Genomic DNA, 17,183 nt, shown 5'->3' with positions numbered 1-17,183 from the left:
GTCAGCCCGCTCCTCCCGGCTGCACCGCGGGCGTACCCGCCGCGGCTTCGTCGGGCCGGATCTCCGCGGGCCGCGGCTCCGCCTCGACGTCGTCGGCCGGCGGCCGCTCCGGCCGGCCGGACCCGGCCGGCAGCGCGGTGCGCTGGTGCGGGACCTGCCCCGCCCCCGCCCCCGCGTCGGCGGCGGCGTCGGAAGCGGCGTCGGAAGCGGCGTCGGCCGTGCGGCCGGCCGCGTCGAGGTCGATGCTGCGGCGGGCGGCGACCCAGGAGATCAGCGGCGGGCCGAGCCCGGTCGCCAGGCTGACCCCGGCCCACACGCGCAGCACGGTCACGTCGTGGTGCAGGGCGAAACTCGCGCCCAGCAGTCCGGCGGCGAGCAGCGCCCACACGAAGTGCAGCCGGAAGGTGCGGAACGACTCGGCGCTGCGCAGTTCGCCCTTGGCGGTGACCGCATAAGCCAGCGGCCGGCGGAACAGGGCGGCCACCGCGGCGGCGACGTAGACGGGCCCGGCGAACAGTGCCAGCCCCATTCCCGCCATGCCGATTTCCCGGCGTTCGTGGGCCGCCAGGTTGAACCGCCGGAGCCACAGCCAGAGCACGAACCAGCTGCCCATACTGGCCCCCCACAAGGCGAGCCAGTGGCTGTTGTCGACGCTCAGCGAGGTGACGCCGAACAGCAGGTACGTCGCGGTCGCGAGTCCGCCGAGCACCGTGGTCAGCGCCACGCTCGGGTAGTAGAACTGCACGAACCCGTAGAGGACGCGCTGCCGGAACTTCAGGCGTATCCCCCGCTGCAGCTTGCGCCGCAGCAGGATCTCCCAGATTCCGTAGGCCCAGCGCTTCTGCTGGTTGAAGTAGTCGGTCCACGACGTCGGACCCTCGCCGACCGCCAGCACGTCCGGGGTGTAGACGCCCTTCCAGCGCCGGCCGGTGGCCGGGTTGTCGGTGGCCTGGACCCGCATGCTCGTCAGGTGGTCCTCGATGATCGAGTCCTGGTAGCCGCCGATCTGCTCCCACGCGGCGGGCCGGTACAGGTGGTTCGTGCCGATCAGCAACGGCGCGTCCATGCCGTTGCCGCCGCGCTCCACGAGGCCGCTGAACAGGTACTGCTGGACGGACGCGCCGTGCGCGACCCAGTTGTCGTACATGTTCCCGTACACCTGCGGAGCGACGACGAACGCGGTGTCGGGGTCCCGGAAGTAGCCGAGGGTGCGGCGCAGGAAGCACGTCAGCGGCACGTGGTCGGGGTCCATCTGTGCCACCACGTCGTAGTCGCGCTCGTGCTCGGCGCGCCAGGAGTTGTGGTTGCCGGACTTGGTCTTGGCCCGGAACTCGCCCTCCGCCTGGTTGTACTCGGGGCGGCCCTTGCGGCTGAAGTGGCGGACGCCGATCCGGGCGGCCATGGCCTTGACCGCGGGGTCGTCGCCTTCGTCGAGGATCCAGACGTCGACCGTGCCGTCGTACTCGATCTCCTTCATCGCCAGCAGCGTCCGCTCGACGATGGCGATCGGCTCCTTGGCCGGGACGATGGTGGTCAGGACCGCGACGCGCAGCCCGCTCGGCGGTTCGACGGGTATCGGGTCGCGGGCGCGGAACGCGAAGAGCCAGACGGCGGCGGACTGCACCAGCCGGATCAGTTCGACGAGCACGACCACGCAGAACGCGCCGCGGGCCACCGCCAGCCGGCCCCCGTCCGACCAGCGCACGCCCGGGCCCGGGACGTGCTCGGGCAGCAGCAGCCAGCCGATGAACGCCACCGCTGCGGCGGCGTTCACCAGCACCAGCACGGTGAGCACGGTCTTCGCCCCGGTCGAGGCCGTCCGGCGGTACTCGACGCGGTAGTCGCCGTCGGGGACCGGGCGCAGGGGACCCGACATGTCCGCGCAGGCGACGTAGGCGCGGTGCGCGGCGCGGTTCTTCCGCCGGCGCCTGTTGGTCCTCCGAGTGCCCGAGCCGGCCGGGGGGCGCCGTCCGGCTGCCCTCCGGCGCCCGCGTCCGTCCCGCGTTTTCACGGCGTGTCCCGTCGTCCCCGTGTCGATCATCGTGGTGCTCAAGCCGTGACGCGTACCGAGTTCGCGATCTCGTCCATGAGCGAAACGGGCGGAGCGTCGGCGGTACGGTCGAGGCACATTTCGAGGACGGCGATCTCCGACGTCGACGGCGAGACCCGCACCGTCAGGATGCCGCAGTAGCTGCTGGGCGCGGTCTGCCCGGCGACCATGGGCAGATCCCACAGCGCGAGGTAGCCGTCGAGCCCCTGGATCTGCACAGGAGCCTGCTTGAGCGGGCCGGTGACGCCGGGGGGCTTGGTGCCGCCCGACTGGACGGTGATCAGCTCCTGGCCCATGCCGAGCGCCAGCGACTTGAGGTCGGACCAGCCCCCGCTCAGCAGGCGCAGGTTCTGCACGACCGTGCCCTTGGTGCAGACGCCGCCGGTGCGGCCGGTGCACGGGTACGAGGAAAGGACGTAGCGGGCTTCCTCGCTCGTCGCCTTCGGGTCGACCTGCGGGGTCCAGCCCGCGGGGACCGAGAAGGTCACACGCTGCTTCGGGCCGGTGACCACCTGGCCCCCGGGTATCTGCTTGCCGCCGGCGAGCGCCGTCCCGGCGAAGCCCTGCGGGCTGTTGACGTCACCTGGGGCTGTGCTGCCCACAGGAGACGTGCTCGTGGAACTCGGCTCGGCCTTGTCGTCGGACTTCCCCGAGGTGCCGAGGAAGTAGCCGCCGATGCCGGCCGCGGCGGCGAGCACGACCGCGACCGTCAGGGCGACGACACGCGTGCGCGTCTTGTCGGGCTCGACCGCTTCGAAGCGGACGGGCGTCACCGGCGCCGGAATGGGCCGGTCCGCGCCGGGCCACGGCGCGGACGACGCGGCGACCGTGGGCTGCGATGCGCTTTCCTGCATCGTGAAGGGGGGCTGGGGGCCCTGCGGAGGATGCAGGCTGTTCGCCGAATCCTGCGGCTCCCCTGTGGTCTGGAGGAAGTCGGACTGCGGCCGAAAATCGTCGGTCCACGCGGTTCCGTTCCACCAGCGCAACATGTCCGGCTGCCCCGACGGGTCGCTATACCACCCGCTCGGCCTGTTGTCCGTCGCCATGGCGCGAGATGCTAGCAGTCGGGAAAAGTCCAGGTCGGCGGCGGGACAAACGCAACTATCAGTTCCGGAACGCACCTTCGCACATCGCCGGGAAAACGGGCGACAATCCCCCGCAAATCGCCGGTTCCGCGGCGCTCGCCCTAGCTCTTCGGCGGCGTCGCCAACTGGCGTACCTCGGCGGCGGTCAGCACCCGGTCGAAGACCTCGACATCGGCGATGGAGCCGCGGAACCGGTCGACGTTGCTGGTGGCGCGCCCGATCGTGAAGGGGCCTTGGGCGCTCCAGGGAGCGGCGTGGGTGAGTTCGCCCTGCAGGACGCCGTCGACGTACAGGACCATGCGCGATGTCGCCGCGTCGAAGGTCCCGGTGAGATGCGTCCACACGCCCGTCTTGGGCGGCGCCTGCGCGGTGACCGTGCTCCACGCCGTCGGGTTCGCCGCGTCGTTCGAGGTCCGGGCGAACGCCCATGTCTTCGCGTTCTGGTTGAAGTGCAGGTAGAAACCGCTGACTTGGGTGCCGTCCTGGCCGACGACCATGCCCTGGCCGCCGGTGTCGGCGAGTTTCGCCCACGCGGTCACCGTGAAGCTCTTGGCGGTGTCCAGCACCGGACCGTCGGTGGCGAGGCTGCCGTTGCCCGCGAACACCGCGCTGCCGCCGCGGTCGGCGGACCAGGACACGGATCCGGCCACCGTCGCGGGACGCCTGCCCGCTGCGTCCTGCGCCGTGCTCCCCGACTTCTCGTCCAGCCGCCAGCGGGCGACGAGCCCCGCGGTGACCGGGACGAGCGGGGCATCCGGGCTGCCGGACGCGGCCGGCGCGGGCGACTCCGCGGCGGGCGCCCCGGGCCGCGGCGCGGGAGGGGCCGATGCCGGGGGCACCGCCACGGGCTCGGCCGTCGTGCCGCTGCTCTTGCCGTGCGCACCCCAGAGGTAGCCGCCGGTCACCGAAACCGCGGCGAGGGCGACGGCGGCGATTCCGGTGACGACCCTCCGCCGCACCCGGTCCGGCTCCACGGCCTCGAACAGGACCGGGGCGACCGGGGCGAGCAGCGGGGCGGCGGCCGTCTCGGCGGCCGGTATTCGCGCCGCGGCGGGGAACGGGTCGTCGGCCTCCGGTTCGGGGCCGTCTTCCGGGTCCGCTTCGTCTTTCGTCCGCCCGGTCCAGGCGCTTCCGTCCCACCAGCGCAGCCGGTGCGGCACCCCCGCCGGATCCGGATACCAGCCCTGCTCCAAGTTCCCCGTCATGGGCGCCGATGCTAGCCATACGGAGCCACGCGCCGGGCGCCGGGCACCGGCCCCGCCGAACGCCGGAGGGCGGGCTCCGCGGAGCCCGCCCCCCGCCGAACGGTCAGACGTTGAAACGGAATTCGACCACGTCGCCGTCCTGCATGACGTAGTCCTTGCCTTCCATGCGGGCCTTGCCCTTGGCACGGGCCTCGGTGCGCGAGCCCGTCTCGACCAGGTCGTCGAACGCGATGACCTCGGCCTTGATGAAGCCGCGCTGGAAGTCGGTGTGGATGACGCCGGCGGCCTCGGGCGCGGTGGCGCCCTTCTTGATCGTCCAGGCGCGGGCTTCCTTGGGACCGGCCGTCAGGTAGGTCTGCAGGCCGAGGGTGGTGAAGCCGACGCGGGCGAGCAGCGCCAGGCCGGACTCCTCCTGGCCCATGCCCTGGAGGAGTTCGAGGGCCTCGTCGTCGGGCAGCTCGATCAGCTCGGACTCGATCTTGGCATCCAGGAAGATCGCCTCGGCCGGGGCGACCAGCTCGCGGAGCTGGGCCTTGAGGTCCTCGTTGACCAGCTCTTCCTCGTCGACGTTGAAGACATAGAGGAACGGCTTCGCGGTCAGCAGGTGGAGTTCGCGCAGCGGCGCGGAGTCCAGGCCGGCGGCGAAGATCGTCCGGCCGCTCTCCAGCACCTTCTGGGCTTCCTCGACGGCCTTGGCGGCCTCCGCGGACTCCTTCCTGAGCCGGGATTCCTTCTGCAGGCGCGGCAGGACCTTCTCGATGGTCTGCAGGTCGGCGAGGATCAGCTCGGTGTTGATGGTCTCCATGTCGTCCCGCGGCGAGACCTTGCCGTCGACGTGCACCACGTCGGGGTCGGTGAAGACCCGGATGACCTGGCAGATCGCGTCCGACTCGCGGATGTTCGCGAGGAACTTGTTGCCCAGGCCCTCACCCTCCGAGGCCCCCTTGACGATGCCCGCGATGTCGACGAAGTCGACCGTGGCCGGGAGGACCTTCTGCGAACCGAAGATCTCCGCGAGCTTGTGGAGGCGTTCGTCCGGCACACCCACGACACCGACGTTCGGCTCGATCGTCGCGAACGGGTAGTTCGCGGCGAGCACGCTGTTCTTGGTGAGCGCGTTGAACAGGGTGGACTTGCCGACGTTGGGCAGACCGACGATTCCGATGGTGAGCGACAACGTGGCTTCCCTGGGGGTGATGAGTTCGGGTGGAGGGCGGCCGGGACACGGCCATACCTTGCTTCAGTCTATCGACCGGCCGACAGGCCTCGGCCCGCGGCCGCGGGCCTGGTCCGGGGCCGGCCGCGAGGGCTGCGCTGCGCGGCACATCGCGACACGGGGGTGGGTGATGGCCGGAACACGCATGAACCGGGTGGCCTGCCCGGACCACGTGGTGCGGCAGGGGCTGCGGATCGGCCGGATCCTCGGCAACGCCGTCCTCGGGGTGGTGGCCATCGGTGTATCCGTCGCCGCTTTCGTGGCGGCTGCGGACGATTCCTACGGCGACCGGACGAAGCTGCTCGTCCTCGGCGCGGCACTGCTCGCCGCCGGAGTCCTGCTCGTGGGCTCATCGGCGGCAACCCGCTGCCGCGCCCGAACGTCGCGGAAGTAGGCTCTCGCGCACACCGCGCAAGGGGGCTTCGGCGCGCACGTCGACGACACCTCGGGGATGACCGTATGAGTGGCACGGGGAACCGGGAAACGCACCCGGACTACGTTCTGTGGCAGGGCGAGAAGTTCGGCAAGCTGCTGTTCGCGGCGGCGATCCCGCTGCTGCTGATGCCGATGGACATGGCCGACATCGCGGACAGCACCGGGCTGCCGAAGGGCGCGATGACCGGGCTGGCGGTCCCGCTGGCACTGATCCCGGTGCTGGCGTTCTACGTGTACAAGCACCGGCGCATCGCGATCTCCGCGCAGGGGCTCGTGCTGTACGGCATGACGAAGAACCGGTCGGCCGCGTGGGGCGACATCGCCGCGGTCACGGTCAAGCTGCGCCAGGGCAGCGGCGAATCACCGAGCAGCTTCGCCCTGCGCGCGCAGCTGCGGGCGGGCGGGACGCTCAAGCACACGGTGAACTTCGTCGAGGCGGAGATGCTGCCGTGGTTCGCCCGCGACATCCGCGACGCGGCAGCGCCCTGGCACATTCCGTTCGAAGCGAAGGGCTCGCGCGCACCGCTCCAGCGGCTGCAGGCCCTCGACGCCCAGGAGGCGGCGGCGCGGGCTGCGCAGCAGGCGGGGAACCCGTTCGGCGGGGTGCCGTTCGGGGTGGCGGGCGGCCCGCAGCCCGGGTCTTACGGCGCGCCCGGCGTGCCGCAGCAGGGCCCCTACGGTGGTCCGGCAGCACCCCAGCCCCAGCCCTACGGCATGCCGCCGACCGCACAGCCGGGCCCGTACGGCACCGCACCCGCTCCGTACCCGGGACAGCAGCAGGGCCCGCACTCGGGACCGGGGAACGCGTTCGGAGGCGGGGGGCGGTAGGGCCGGCGAGGGCCGAGGGCCCCGGACCGACACCGCGCCCGTCCGCCGCTTCCCGGACGACGGCGCCGTTGCGCTCGTCCGCCCGCTCCGCGGCCCGGCTCTGCCCGCCGACCGCCCGTCGCGGGCCTTCCCCCGCGTCCCTCGGTCCGGCGCGGCGAGTGTCGCCCGTGGCCGTTGACCCGCAAGGATGAACGGTATGGATGTCACCGCCGTGTTGCTGCTGCTCATCGGGCTCGCCGTCGGTGCGCTGCTGGGTGTGCTGTGGAGCCGCGGTCAGTCGAGTGCGCGGATCGCCCGGCTGGAGGCCGAGCGGGCGTCCGCCCTCGACGCCGCGGACCTGGCGGAGCGCGCGCAGGAGCAGCTCGGCGAGCGGTTCAAAGCGCTGTCCGCGGACGCGCTCGCCCGCAGCAACGCGCAGTTCCTGGAGCTGGCCGACCACCGCTTCCGGATCGCGGGCGACCCGATCCGCGAGACCCTCGACAAGCTCGACGGCCGCCTCGGCGAACTGGAGCGCGCCCGCGCCGCCGCACAGGCCGCGCTGACCCGGCAGATCGACGACGTGCGCAACGCCGGCGAGCAGCTCCGCCGCGAGACCGCCTCCCTGGTCACCGCCCTCCGCCGCCCCGACGTGCGCGGACGCTGGGGCGAAATGCACCTGCGGCGTGCGGTGGAGGTGGCCGGCCTCGTCGAGCGCTGCGACTTCGACACCCAGGCCTCGGTGTCCACCGACGACGGCGTGTTCCGCCCCGACATGGTGGTCCACCTCGCGGGCGGCAAGCACGTCGTGGTCGACGCGAAGGTGCCGCTCGCCGCGTTCCTCGACGCCGCGGAGACCGGCGACGACGCGGTGCGCACCGAGCGCCTCACCGCACACGCCCGCCAGCTCCGCACGCACGTCGACCAGCTCGGCGGAAAGGCGTACTGGCAGAAGATCCAGCCGACGCCGGAGTTCGTCGTGCTCTTCGTGCCGGGCGAGGCGTTCCTGGCGCAGGCGCTGGAGCAGGAGCCGGGGCTGCTGGAGTACGCGGCGTCGCGCAAGGTCGTGCTGGCCACCCCGACGACGCTGATCGCGCTGCTGCGCACGGTCGCGTACGCATGGAGCCAGGACGCGCTGGCCGACGGCGCACGCGAGGTGTTCGAACTCGGCCGCGAGCTGTACGACCGGCTCGGCAACCTCGGCGAGCACCTGGACCGGCTGGGGCGGTCGCTGACCGGCGCGGTCGGCGCGTACAACCGCACGGTGGGGTCGCTGGAGGCCCGCGTGCTGGTGAGCGCGCGGCGGATGCGGGACCTCAAGCTGGTCGAGGACGACCTGACGTCGCCGGGCCAGGTCGAGACGACGGCCCGCGCGCTTTCCGCACCGGAGCTGGTGGCGTCGGCCGACGAGGGCAATCGGCTGCGTTCGCTGCCACGGATCGAGGAAGCGGCTTTCCCGGCGGTGACGCGGAGCGAGGGAGCCGATCGAGGCGGGGGCGGGGACGGAAACGGACCCCCGGAGCACGGGGCCCGGGCCGACGGGACGGGCCACGCCGACCGGAACGCGGGCCGTGATCCGAACGGCGGTGAGCAGGGCCAATCGGACGGGCCGGTCCGGCTAGGGGAGGGAATCGGGTAACGACATGCGCGTGTTCTTCACCGCTTTGCAGCAGGTTGTACACATAACGTTGATATGTGAATCAACGCAGCCGAGCCCGTCCGGCTTCGGGCGGCGCCGCGTCGGCGCGGCGGTCGGCCGTGCCCGCGCCCGGACGGAGTGAACCCGTGCGCCGCCGCCGTCCTTCCGACGCATCGTCGGGCGTGCCCGAGCCCGGGGCACCCGTGCCGCCCGAACACCGCGGGGCATCCCGCCGGGGTTCCGGGCCGGGGGCGCCGCAGCCGCTGCCCGCGGCCCCGGGCGCGGCGAGTCCGCGGTCCCGGCCGGCCCGCGCGGGCGAGCGCCGTCCGCGGCCCGGTGGTGTGGGGCTGACGGCACCGGGGGCCTTCGTGGTCCTGACCGCGGGCGCGCTGCTCGGCGGCGTACTCAACGAGCTGCTCACGGACACCCTGGGGACGCTGTTCGGCACGGTCTTCCTGGCCGTCTGCGTGCTGGTGGCGGTCAAGACCCGGCCGCGCGACCTGGTCGCCGCGGTCATCGCGCCGCCGATCGCGTTCGCACTGACCGCGGTCGCGACGAGCGTGCTGTTCCCCAGCGACAACGGCGAGGACTTCCTGCTGCGGACCGGGCTGGACGTGTTCACCGCGCTGACCTTCAAGGCCGGGATCCTGTTCGCGGGTACGGCACTGGCCGCGGCCGTCGTCCTGGTCCGCAAACGCGCCGAACGCGACGGAGAGTCGTCCCCCGGCCCGCGGACCGCCCGAGACCCGCGTGACCGGAACCGGCCCGAACGACCGGACCGCAACGCCCCCGACCGCCGCGACCCGCGGTCCCCCCGCACACTCCCGCGCGACCCGCGGACCCCCCGCGACACCCGCCCACCCCGCCCTCCGCAGTCCCCACCCCCCGCCGCCGAAATGCCGCGCGCGCCCGAGAGCGAGGCTCCCCACCGCCCCCGGGAAAACCCGCGCGAACCCTGACGGGACGGCCGGAGCCGAGGTGGTTCGGCCCGCCGGAAGCGAGCGAATCCGCCGCGGACACCCGCAGGAACCGTGACTCGAACGGCCGGGGCGCAGGTCGTCGGCGTGCGAAACCGGTCAACCGGCCCCACCCCGCCCCCCGCCCCCTCGCGCCGAGGTCGATACGCCGCGGTGCCGCAGCATTCGGCGCGCGGCCCCTCACACGCGGCAGGGGATCGCCCGGAGTTTTCCCGGCCTGTCACCCCAGCCCGCCCCCGGCTCTCGAGCGGGCCGCACGAAACCTTCCGCACGCGGCCACCAGGCCCCGCTCACCCTTGCCCGGTACCGCCCACACGAAAGCCCGCGCCCCCGTTCAGTCCGGGGTTCGCGCGGGCTTTCACGTGATCTGCCGCGGGCGGCCCGGCCTCGGCCGGCCCGTCGGTCGGGTTTCAGCTCAGCCCTGGGCCGCCTTCATGTCCCGCTTCAGTTCCTGCGGCAGCGAGAACGTCAGCTTCTCCTCGATCGCGCTGTGCACGCGCACGTCCTCGAAGCCGTGCTGTGCGAGCCACTCCAGGACGCCGTCGACGAGGACCTCGGGGACCGACGCGCCGCTGGTCACACCGACCGTGCCGACGCCGTCGAGCCACGCCGGGTCGATCTCGTCGGCGCCGTCCACCAGGTAGGACGCGCTCGCGCCGGCCTCCAGCGCGACCTCGACCAGGCGCACCGAGTTCGACGAGTTCTTCGAGCCCACCACCACGACCAGGTCGGCCTCGGCGGCGATCTGCTTGACCGCGACCTGGCGGTTCTGCGTCGCGTAGCAGATGTCGTCGCTGGGCGGGCTCTGCAGCAGCGGGAACTTGGTCTTGAGCGCGTCGACCGTGGCGAGCGTCTCGTCCACCGACAGCGTGGTCTGGGAGAGCCACACCACCTTGGACGGGTCGCGCACCTCGACGTCCGCGACATCGTCGGGGCCGTCGACCAGGGTGATGTGGTCGGGGGCCTCGCCGGTGGTGCCGATGACCTCCTCGTGGCCTTCGTGGCCGATGAGGAGGATGTCGTAGTCCTCCTCGGCGAAGCGGACGGCTTCCTTGTGCACCTTGGTGACCAGCGGACACGTCGCGTCGATGGTCTTGAGGCCGCGGTCGGCGGCCTCGTCGTGCACGATCGGCGCGACGCCGTGCGCGGAGAAGATCACGGTGGCGCCCTCGGGGACCTCTTCGGTCTCGTCGACGAAGATCGCACCGCGGTTGCGCAGGGTCTGGACGACGTACTTGTTGTGGACGATCTCCTTGCGGACGTACACCGGCGGCCCGTACAGCTCGAGGGCCTTCTCGACGGTGACGACGGCCCGGTCCACGCCCGCGCAGTAGCCACGGGGGGCGGCGAGCAGGACGCGGCGGGGGTGCTCAGTCATGGTGTCCATCGTACGGGCGCGGGCGCGCTGCGGCCCCGGGCGCCGGGGGGTGACCCAAAGTGTCGGGGTCGGCCCGTAATGTGGCCGCATGGCGCTGAATACCTCCGCGGAATCGCCCGTCCCGGTCTCCGAGATCTCGCGCCTCATCGGGGGGTGGATCGACCGTCTCGGCGCGGTGTGGGTCGAAGGGCAGATCACCCAGCTCAGCCGGCGGCCCGGTGCGGGTGTGGTGTTCATGGTGCTGCGCGACCCGTCGCACGACGTGTCGATCTCGGTGACCTGCTACCGCCGGGTGTTCGACGCGGTCGCCGACGTGGTGACCGAGGGTGCCCGCGTCGTGGTGCTGGCCAAGCCGGAGTGGTACGCCCCGCGCGGCACGTTGTCACTGCGCGCGACCGAGATCCGCCCGGTCGGCATCGGCGAGTTGCTGGCCCGGCTGGAGCAGCTCAAGCGGACGCTCGGCACCGAAGGCTTGTTCGATCCGCGGCACAAGAAGCCGTTGCCGTTCCTGCCGCACCGCATCGGGCTGGTGTGCGGCCGAGCGAGCGCTGCCGAGCGGGACGTCCTGCAGAACGCGAAGCACCGGTGGCCCGCGGTGCAGTTCGATGTCCGCAACGTCGCCGTGCAGGGCGTCTCCGCGGTGGCGCAAGTGACCGCCGCGATCGAGGAATTGGACGCGCACCCGGACATCGACCTGATCGTGGTGGCCCGCGGCGGCGGCAGCGTCGAAGACCTCCTCCCGTTCTCCGACGAGCAGTTGATCCGCACGGTCTTCCGCTGCCGGACCCCGGTGGTGAGTGCGATCGGGCACGAACCCGACACCCCGCTCCTCGACCTGGTCGCCGACCTGCGCGCCTCCACCCCCACGGACGCCGCCAAACGCATCGTCCCCGACGTCGGCGAGGAGACCGCGCGCATCACGCAGCTCCGCGACCGGGCCCGCCACACCATCGCGATGCGCCTCGACCGCGAGGAACACGGCCTGGCCTCGGTCCGCACCCGTCCGGTCCTGGCCGACCCGTACGGCATGGTCGAATCGCGCGAATCCGAACTCGACACCCTCCTCGACCGCTCCCGCCGCACCCTGCGCCACCGCCTCGAGCACGCCGCCACCGACCTGGAGCACACCCGGGCCCGCGTCGTGGCCCTGTCCCCCGCGGCCACGCTGGAACGCGGCTATGCCGTCCTGCAGAAGGAGAGCGGCCAGGCCGTCCGCAGCCCGGACGACGTCGACGCGGGCGAGAAGCTGACGGCCCGAGTGTCGGCGGGCCGGATCAACGTGGTGGTGGAGGGGCAGTAGCCGCGGCGGGGGAAGGCTCTGGTGGGGAGGCTCGAAGACTTCGTCATCATCGCCGGCCGCCGAAGCCAATTCCGCACACTCGACTCGACGGCTCAAGACCCGGGCTCCGGGACGCGCGAGGACAGCCGGGTTGGCCGTGGTGACGCTCGGGCCCAAAGACGACGACCAGGTGCGCGCCGCGGCAAAGCCGCGGCGCGCCGAACGTTTCGGGCTCGAAGGCTTCGCCATCCTCGCCCGCCGATCAAAGCGCCCCCGCACGAACTCTTCGTCGTCGTGGCCCAATTTCGGGTCCAAGGCTCAGCCATCCGCCACCACGTCAAAAAGCCCCAATCGTTGCGCGGCGCCGCCAAGGCGGCGCCGCGCAACAAACCCCGCCGTCAGTCATCCGCTGCCGGCTAAGGCCTACGAACCTCGTTCGGTTGCGCGCCGCGGCACGGCCGCGGCGCGCTGAGAGACCCAGGCTCGACGGCGAGGACGCCGTCCTCGCCTGCCGATCAGGTACGTCCCCCCGCTCGGCCCACTACCCGGTTTCAGTGACCCGGAGCCGGAACCCAACCCGCATCAGACTCCTGACGGGAAGCCATGAAAAGCGCCAACGGCCCGGCCGGCAGGAGGAAACGGCCGTTGACCGCGGCATCCACCGCGTCAGCCATGGTCCACCAGGTGAGCTGGAAATCGGTCTCGCTGGCGGTCAGTTCTTGCGGACCGAGTGTGAGCCCGCGGGCCTCGTAGAGGTGGACCCGGGCCGTCGATCCGAGCGTGATGGCAAAGTCTCCGAGTGGCCTCAGCTCGACAGCGGTTGCCCCCGACTCCTCCTTCAGTTCGCGCGCTGCGCATTCGAGGATCGACTCCCCGGGTACCGAGGGTGCACGTCGCTTCAGGGAAGCTTGGATCGCAGGTGTGCGCCAGCACTTCCCAAGGGAGCCGAAACCCGGATACGTGACGCCCTGGGACGACACTCCGGAATGGGAACGCCAGGCCGCAGGCTCGGTCTACGCGCAGGTCCGCCAGTTCGTCGAGGTCAGCGGCGGACACGCTGCCCGCCTGTCACGCGAACAGACGAGCCGTTTCGTCGCCACCTGCTGGACCGCCCAGATGTACAGGCACTTCGAGAACCCCAAGTCGGGGTATGTCGCCGACTGGCCGGATCTCCCCAAGTGGCAGCAAGAGACCGATGCCGACATCTTCGAGGCGATCGAGAGAGGTTGATTCGGTCGATACCCGATTCGATGTGCGGTGGCGCCACGGTGCTGGGGCCCGATGGTGCGGTGACGTCGATCACCCCAACCCCATCAGCGAGTTGGTCCCGCGAATACTCTCACCATGACGACGTATGACCGCATCGGCGCCACCTACGCCACCACTCGACGCCCCGACCCGCGGATCACCGCGCAGATCCACGCGGCTCTCGGTGACGCCGTCAGCGTGATCAATGTGGGTGCCGGGTCCGGCTCCTACGAGCCCCCGCAGACCGTCCTTGCCGTCGAGCCCAGCGCGGTCATGATCGCCCAACGGCCGCCTGACTCCGCCCCGGCGATACAAGCCTCGGCGGAGGCCATCCCCGTCGAGGACGATGCGGCCGATGCGGTGATGGCGTTGCTGACCGTGCACCACTGGAGCGATCTGGAGTCCGGGATCGCGGAGTTGCGGCGGATCGCGCGGCGGCGGGTGGTCGTCTTCACCTGGGACCAGACGGTCACGCGCACGTTCTGGCTGCTGGACGAGTACTTGCCGGAAGTAATCGCCTTCGACGACGAACGGGCCGTCCCCGTCGACCGGTTGGCCGCGCTGCTGGGTGGCGCCCGGGTCGAGGAGGTGCCGGTTCCGCACGACTGCACGGACGGTTTCGGCGCCGCCTTCTGGCGCCGCCCGGAGGCCTACCTCGACCCGACGGTGCGGGCCGGCATCTCGATGCTCGCCCAGTCCGGCGAGGACGCCATCCGCCCGGGCCTGGCCCGCCTTGCCGACGACCTCGCGTCGGGCGTGTGGCACGAGCGCCACGCCGACCTGCTCGGCCGCGACACCTTCGACGGCGGCTACCGGCTCGTCATCGCCGACCTCTGACCGCCAGGCCGGCCCGGTGGGCCGACCCGAACAACGGGCCGAACCGACGAGGCCATCCGCCATCCGGGTGACCCGACCGGCGCGTACCCGTCCCCTTCCCCGGCGGCGCCCGCCGGGCGATCTAGCGTCGGGCTTCACCCGCCCCTGCGGCGTGCTCCGTGCGGTGTGCGCCGCCGCCGCGAAGGGCCGCCATGCGCCGAACCGGATCCCCAGCCACCCGCCGGATGCGGAGAACTTCCGCCCTGGGCACGGCCATTGCCACGCTGGCGACGACGCTGGCCTTGGCCGCCCTGCCCGCCCCCGCCGCGTCGATCGGCGGCACGGACACCACCAAAGCCGTCTGGCACCCCTCCGCCGCCGACGACTACGTCAACTACGTGGCCCCTCGGGACGACCTTCCACCCGACCCGAATTATCCACAGCCTGTGGACAATGCTGCGCAATCTCGCATCAGGCAGGCCGACCGGCGAGCCCGCGACCTCGACCGCAAGTTCGCGGACGGCAATCCGCCGGCCGCCCGCGCCCTCGCCGCCGTCGAAGCCGAGTCCACCGCCACCGGACGCACTCCCCGCGCCCTCCTCGACGCACGGGACCTCCAGGCCGGACGCACCCCGGGCCAACCCCGCGACGCGAAGCTCCTCACGATCCTGGTCGAGTTCAACGACCGGGCGGACGACGACTTCTCCGGCTATGAGCGGCCGACGAGCGTCGCCGATCCCACGTGCGTCACCGAACCTCCCGGCACCCTGATGAAAGGGCCGCGGCACAACCGGCTCCCCGACCCCGCAAAAGCCGCCAAGCCCGACAACAACACCCTCTGGGTGCCGGACTTCTCCCCCGACCACTACAACGCGATGCTGTACTCCGACCGCGGCCTGACCGAGCGCATCCGCCCGGACCTGACCGGCCCCGACGGCAAGCCCGGCGTCGACGTGTCCGGGCTGACCATGCGCGCGATGTACAACGAGATGTCGCACGGCAAGTACCGCGTCGGCGGCGAAGCGGTCGGCTGGGTCACCGTCCCGCACTCCGAAGCCTGGTACGCGGCCGGCAAGTGCGGCAACGCCCGCCAGGACAACAGCGGCCACCCCGACAACCCGCGCGGCGTACGCCAGTTCGCGATCGACGCCGTCGACGCGCTCGCCACGGCCCGCCCCGATTTCCCATGGGCCGACTACGACCACGAGGACATCAGCGACGCCGACCACGACGGCAACGTCGACGAACCCGACGGCGTGGTCGACCACTTGGTCCTCGTCCATGCCGGACGCGACAAGTCCGCGGGCGGCGGCACGGAAGGCACGTACGCCATCTGGGCGCACGCAAGCAACGTGCTTGGCGGCCACGCCATCCCGGGTACCAGCCTCAAGGTCGCGAACTACATCGTGCAGCCCGAGGACTCCGGAGTCGGCGTCTTCGCCCACGAGTTCGGCCACGACCTCGGCCTCCCGGACCTCTACGACAACTTCAGCGGCGGCGAAACCGACGTCGACTTCTGGGACTTGATGTCGTCCGGCTCGCATGCCGGACCGCTGTTCCAGACGATGCCCACACACATGGGCGCCTGGTCGAAGTACGTGCTCGGCTGGACGGACCCGCAGACCGTCCCCGTAGACGGCCGGTCCCGCCCCGTCGCACTCGGCGCCGCCGCCAAACCGGCGCCCGGGCTGAGGGATTCGGTACGGGTCGACCTGCCGCCCAAGACCACCCGCATCGGCACCCCGCACTCCGGCACCGGCATGTGGTACTCCGGCCGCGACCAGGAATGGGCCGACACCGCGATCGTGCGCGACATCGCCGTGCCCGCCGCCGCCCAGGCGACCTTCTCCCTGTGGAACGACTACGTCATCGAACAGGACTGGGACTACGGCTTCGTCGAAGCCTCCGCCGACGGCGGCCGCACCTGGTCCCCGCTCCCCGTCCGCGACGCGCAGGGCACGCTGGTGTCCACTCCGCCGGACTACCCCGACCCCAACCGCAACCTCGCCGAGTTCCGCAAGACGAACGGCCTCACCGGCAGCAGCGGCGGCTGGCGCCACGACCACGTCGACCTCACCCCCTACGCCGGCACCACCGTGCGCCTTCGCCTCGGCGTCATGACCGACGCCGCCCTCCAGGAACGCGGCTGGTTCGCCGACGACTTCAGCCTCGAAGCGGACGGCGCGACGGTGTGGACCGACGACGCCGAGCAGGGCGACAACGGCTGGAGCCCGGTCGGCGGCACGTCCACGATCACCCGCGGCGCGGGCTGGTCCCGCACGTCCGGCACGCTCGAACGCGAGCAGTACTACCTGCTGGAGTGGCGCGCCCCGACCGGCTTCGACGAGGGCCTGAAGTACGCCTACACCACGGTCCGCAGCGGCACCGACGGCACGCAGATCGCGCGCGTGCCCTACAACGCCCCCGGTCTTCTGGTGTGGCTGCGCGACGCCGAGTACCAGAACAACGGCGTCCGGTTCGGGCTCGACAACCCGCCGAGCCACGGCCCCAAGGGCCAGGTCCTGCTCGTCGACGCGCACTTCGACCCGCTGCGCTGGAGCGGCGAGGCCGGGGCGCACTACCCGCCGAGCGTCCGCAACCCGTTCAAGAACCTGGAGAACCGCGCGCAGTCGTCGAACGCGGCGTTCGCCCCCGCCGCCACGCTGCCGTTCACCGCGTGCCACAGCGCGGGCACCTGGTGCCAGGACTTCCCGGCCCTGCCCGGCATCCCGGAGTTCACCGACGCCCGCGGATGGGCGGCCGGCGCCGAGTACTCCGGGGACACCCCGCTGGAGCGATTCCGGGACGGCAGCACCGTCGTCCCCGCACGCGGGCCCTACTCGACCCGCGTCGTGCTCCCGGACGGCACCCCCGACACCGCCCACTACGGCGAGAAGTGGGGCGGCTCGGTCCTCGGCACCGGCGACCCGGGCCCGGACCGGGCCTACGGCGTCACGGTGCGCGTCGTCCGCTTCCTCGACCCCCGCGACGCCGGCCGCGGCGCGCTGGTCGACGTCGCGCCGGCCCGTCGGTAGCGCCGCATAGGCTGGG

At 72.1% G+C, this 17,183-nt stretch carries 15 protein-coding genes; 9 read left to right on the top strand and 6 right to left on the bottom strand.

Annotation, left to right across the window (positions count from 1 at the left end):
• Position 1 precedes the first annotated feature (1 nt).
• The 4 genes from ABEA93_RS14495 to ychF all read right to left on the bottom strand — a co-directional run bounded on the left by ABEA93_RS14495 (position 2) and on the right by ychF (position 5,517).
• A complete protein-coding gene (locus ABEA93_RS14495; RefSeq protein ID WP_345675910.1) occupies positions 2–1,876 on the bottom strand; it encodes a glycosyltransferase family 2 protein in 1,875 nt (624 codons plus the stop codon).
• A 173-nt stretch (positions 1,877–2,049) separates the two neighbouring features.
• On the bottom strand, positions 2,050–3,096 hold the full coding sequence (locus ABEA93_RS14490) for a DUF2510 domain-containing protein (RefSeq protein WP_345675909.1): 1,047 nt from the start codon (positions 3,094–3,096) through the stop codon (positions 2,050–2,052).
• Between the two features lie 140 nt (positions 3,097–3,236).
• Complete coding sequence (locus ABEA93_RS14485) at positions 3,237–4,340, bottom strand: LamG-like jellyroll fold domain-containing protein (RefSeq protein ID WP_345675908.1); 1,104 nt, start codon at positions 4,338–4,340, stop codon at positions 3,237–3,239.
• A 103-nt stretch (positions 4,341–4,443) separates the two neighbouring features.
• Positions 4,444–5,517 (bottom strand): redox-regulated ATPase YchF, encoded by a 1,074-nt coding sequence (ychF, locus tag ABEA93_RS14480; RefSeq protein ID WP_345675907.1) that lies wholly within the window; start codon positions 5,515–5,517, stop codon positions 4,444–4,446.
• Between the two features lie 169 nt (positions 5,518–5,686).
• Between ychF and ABEA93_RS14475 the strand changes: the two genes are divergently transcribed.
• The 4 genes from ABEA93_RS14475 (at position 5,687) to ABEA93_RS14460 (ending at position 9,393) form a co-directional block, all read left to right on the top strand.
• On the top strand, positions 5,687–5,950 hold the full coding sequence (locus tag ABEA93_RS14475) for a hypothetical protein (RefSeq protein WP_345675906.1): 264 nt from the start codon (positions 5,687–5,689) through the stop codon (positions 5,948–5,950).
• A gap of 65 nt (positions 5,951–6,015) precedes the next feature.
• The gene (locus ABEA93_RS14470) at positions 6,016–6,819 is read left to right on the top strand and encodes a hypothetical protein (RefSeq protein WP_345675905.1); all 804 of its coding nucleotides are present in this window, start codon (positions 6,016–6,018) and stop codon (positions 6,817–6,819) included.
• Positions 6,820–7,015: 196 nt separating this feature from the next.
• Positions 7,016–8,434, top strand: coding sequence for a DNA recombination protein RmuC (locus tag ABEA93_RS14465; RefSeq protein ID WP_345675904.1), 1,419 nt, complete (start codon positions 7,016–7,018; stop codon positions 8,432–8,434).
• A gap of 56 nt (positions 8,435–8,490) precedes the next feature.
• The gene (locus ABEA93_RS14460) at positions 8,491–9,393 is read left to right on the top strand and encodes a DUF6542 domain-containing protein (RefSeq protein ID WP_345675903.1); all 903 of its coding nucleotides are present in this window, start codon (positions 8,491–8,493) and stop codon (positions 9,391–9,393) included.
• Positions 9,394–9,826: 433 nt separating this feature from the next.
• Here ABEA93_RS14460 and ABEA93_RS14455 read toward each other — a convergent pair whose 3' ends face one another.
• On the bottom strand, positions 9,827–10,789 hold the full coding sequence (locus ABEA93_RS14455; RefSeq protein WP_345675902.1) for a 4-hydroxy-3-methylbut-2-enyl diphosphate reductase: 963 nt from the start codon (positions 10,787–10,789) through the stop codon (positions 9,827–9,829).
• 88 nt (positions 10,790–10,877) lie between these two features.
• Between ABEA93_RS14455 and xseA the strand changes: the two genes are divergently transcribed.
• Together xseA and ABEA93_RS14445 are read left to right on the top strand one after the other, a co-directional pair.
• Entirely contained in the window at positions 10,878–12,089 is a 1,212-nt protein-coding gene (gene xseA, locus ABEA93_RS14450) for an exodeoxyribonuclease VII large subunit (protein WP_345675901.1), read from the top strand.
• 130 nt (positions 12,090–12,219) lie between these two features.
• On the top strand, positions 12,220–12,540 hold the full coding sequence (locus ABEA93_RS14445; protein WP_345675900.1) for a hypothetical protein: 321 nt from the start codon (positions 12,220–12,222) through the stop codon (positions 12,538–12,540).
• 79 nt (positions 12,541–12,619) lie between these two features.
• Here ABEA93_RS14445 and ABEA93_RS14440 read toward each other — a convergent pair whose 3' ends face one another.
• Positions 12,620–13,048: an NUDIX domain-containing protein gene (locus ABEA93_RS14440; protein ID WP_345675899.1), complete on the bottom strand. Its 429-nt coding sequence runs from the start codon at positions 13,046–13,048 to the stop codon at positions 12,620–12,622.
• Here ABEA93_RS14440 and ABEA93_RS14435 point away from each other — a divergent pair.
• The 3 genes from ABEA93_RS14435 (at position 12,933) to ABEA93_RS14425 (ending at position 17,167) form a co-directional block, all read left to right on the top strand.
• Positions 12,933–13,298, top strand: a complete 366-nt coding sequence (locus ABEA93_RS14435; RefSeq protein WP_345676042.1) for a hypothetical protein — start codon at positions 12,933–12,935, stop codon at positions 13,296–13,298. The two genes, ABEA93_RS14440 and ABEA93_RS14435, sit on opposite strands and share 116 nt — an antisense overlap.
• A gap of 114 nt (positions 13,299–13,412) precedes the next feature.
• Positions 13,413–14,153 carry a class I SAM-dependent methyltransferase gene (locus ABEA93_RS14430; protein ID WP_345675898.1) on the top strand — a complete coding sequence of 247 codons (741 nt, stop codon included), beginning with the start codon at positions 13,413–13,415 and terminating at the stop codon, positions 14,151–14,153.
• Positions 14,154–14,377: 224 nt separating this feature from the next.
• Positions 14,378–17,167: an immune inhibitor A domain-containing protein gene (locus ABEA93_RS14425; protein WP_345675897.1), complete on the top strand. Its 2,790-nt coding sequence runs from the start codon at positions 14,378–14,380 to the stop codon at positions 17,165–17,167.
• Positions 17,168–17,183 lie beyond the last annotated feature (16 nt).

The sequence above is a fragment of the Yinghuangia aomiensis genome, from assembly GCF_039542225.1.
GTDB lineage: Bacteria > Actinomycetota > Actinomycetes > Streptomycetales > Streptomycetaceae > Yinghuangia > Yinghuangia aomiensis.
This window is presented reverse-complemented; position numbering and strand designations above follow the sequence as displayed.

Coding starts and splice junctions, on each gene's coding strand:
- ABEA93_RS14490 (WP_345675909.1), bottom strand. CDS start 3,096: ATGGCGACGGACAACAGGCCGAGCGGGTGGTATAGCGACCCGTCGGGG.
- ABEA93_RS14455 (WP_345675902.1), bottom strand. CDS start 10,789: ATGACTGAGCACCCCCGCCGCGTCCTGCTCGCCGCCCCCCGTGGCTAC.
- ABEA93_RS14465 (WP_345675904.1), top strand. CDS start 7,016: ATGGATGTCACCGCCGTGTTGCTGCTGCTCATCGGGCTCGCCGTCGGT.
- ABEA93_RS14470 (WP_345675905.1), top strand. CDS start 6,016: ATGAGTGGCACGGGGAACCGGGAAACGCACCCGGACTACGTTCTGTGG.
- ABEA93_RS14425 (WP_345675897.1), top strand. CDS start 14,378: ATGCGGAGAACTTCCGCCCTGGGCACGGCCATTGCCACGCTGGCGACG.
- ABEA93_RS14475 (WP_345675906.1), top strand. CDS start 5,687: ATGGCCGGAACACGCATGAACCGGGTGGCCTGCCCGGACCACGTGGTG.
- ABEA93_RS14485 (WP_345675908.1), bottom strand. CDS start 4,340: ATGACGGGGAACTTGGAGCAGGGCTGGTATCCGGATCCGGCGGGGGTG.
- ABEA93_RS14430 (WP_345675898.1), top strand. CDS start 13,413: ATGACGACGTATGACCGCATCGGCGCCACCTACGCCACCACTCGACGC.
- xseA (WP_345675901.1), top strand. CDS start 10,878: ATGGCGCTGAATACCTCCGCGGAATCGCCCGTCCCGGTCTCCGAGATC.
- ABEA93_RS14495 (WP_345675910.1), bottom strand. CDS start 1,876: ATGTCGGGTCCCCTGCGCCCGGTCCCCGACGGCGACTACCGCGTCGAG.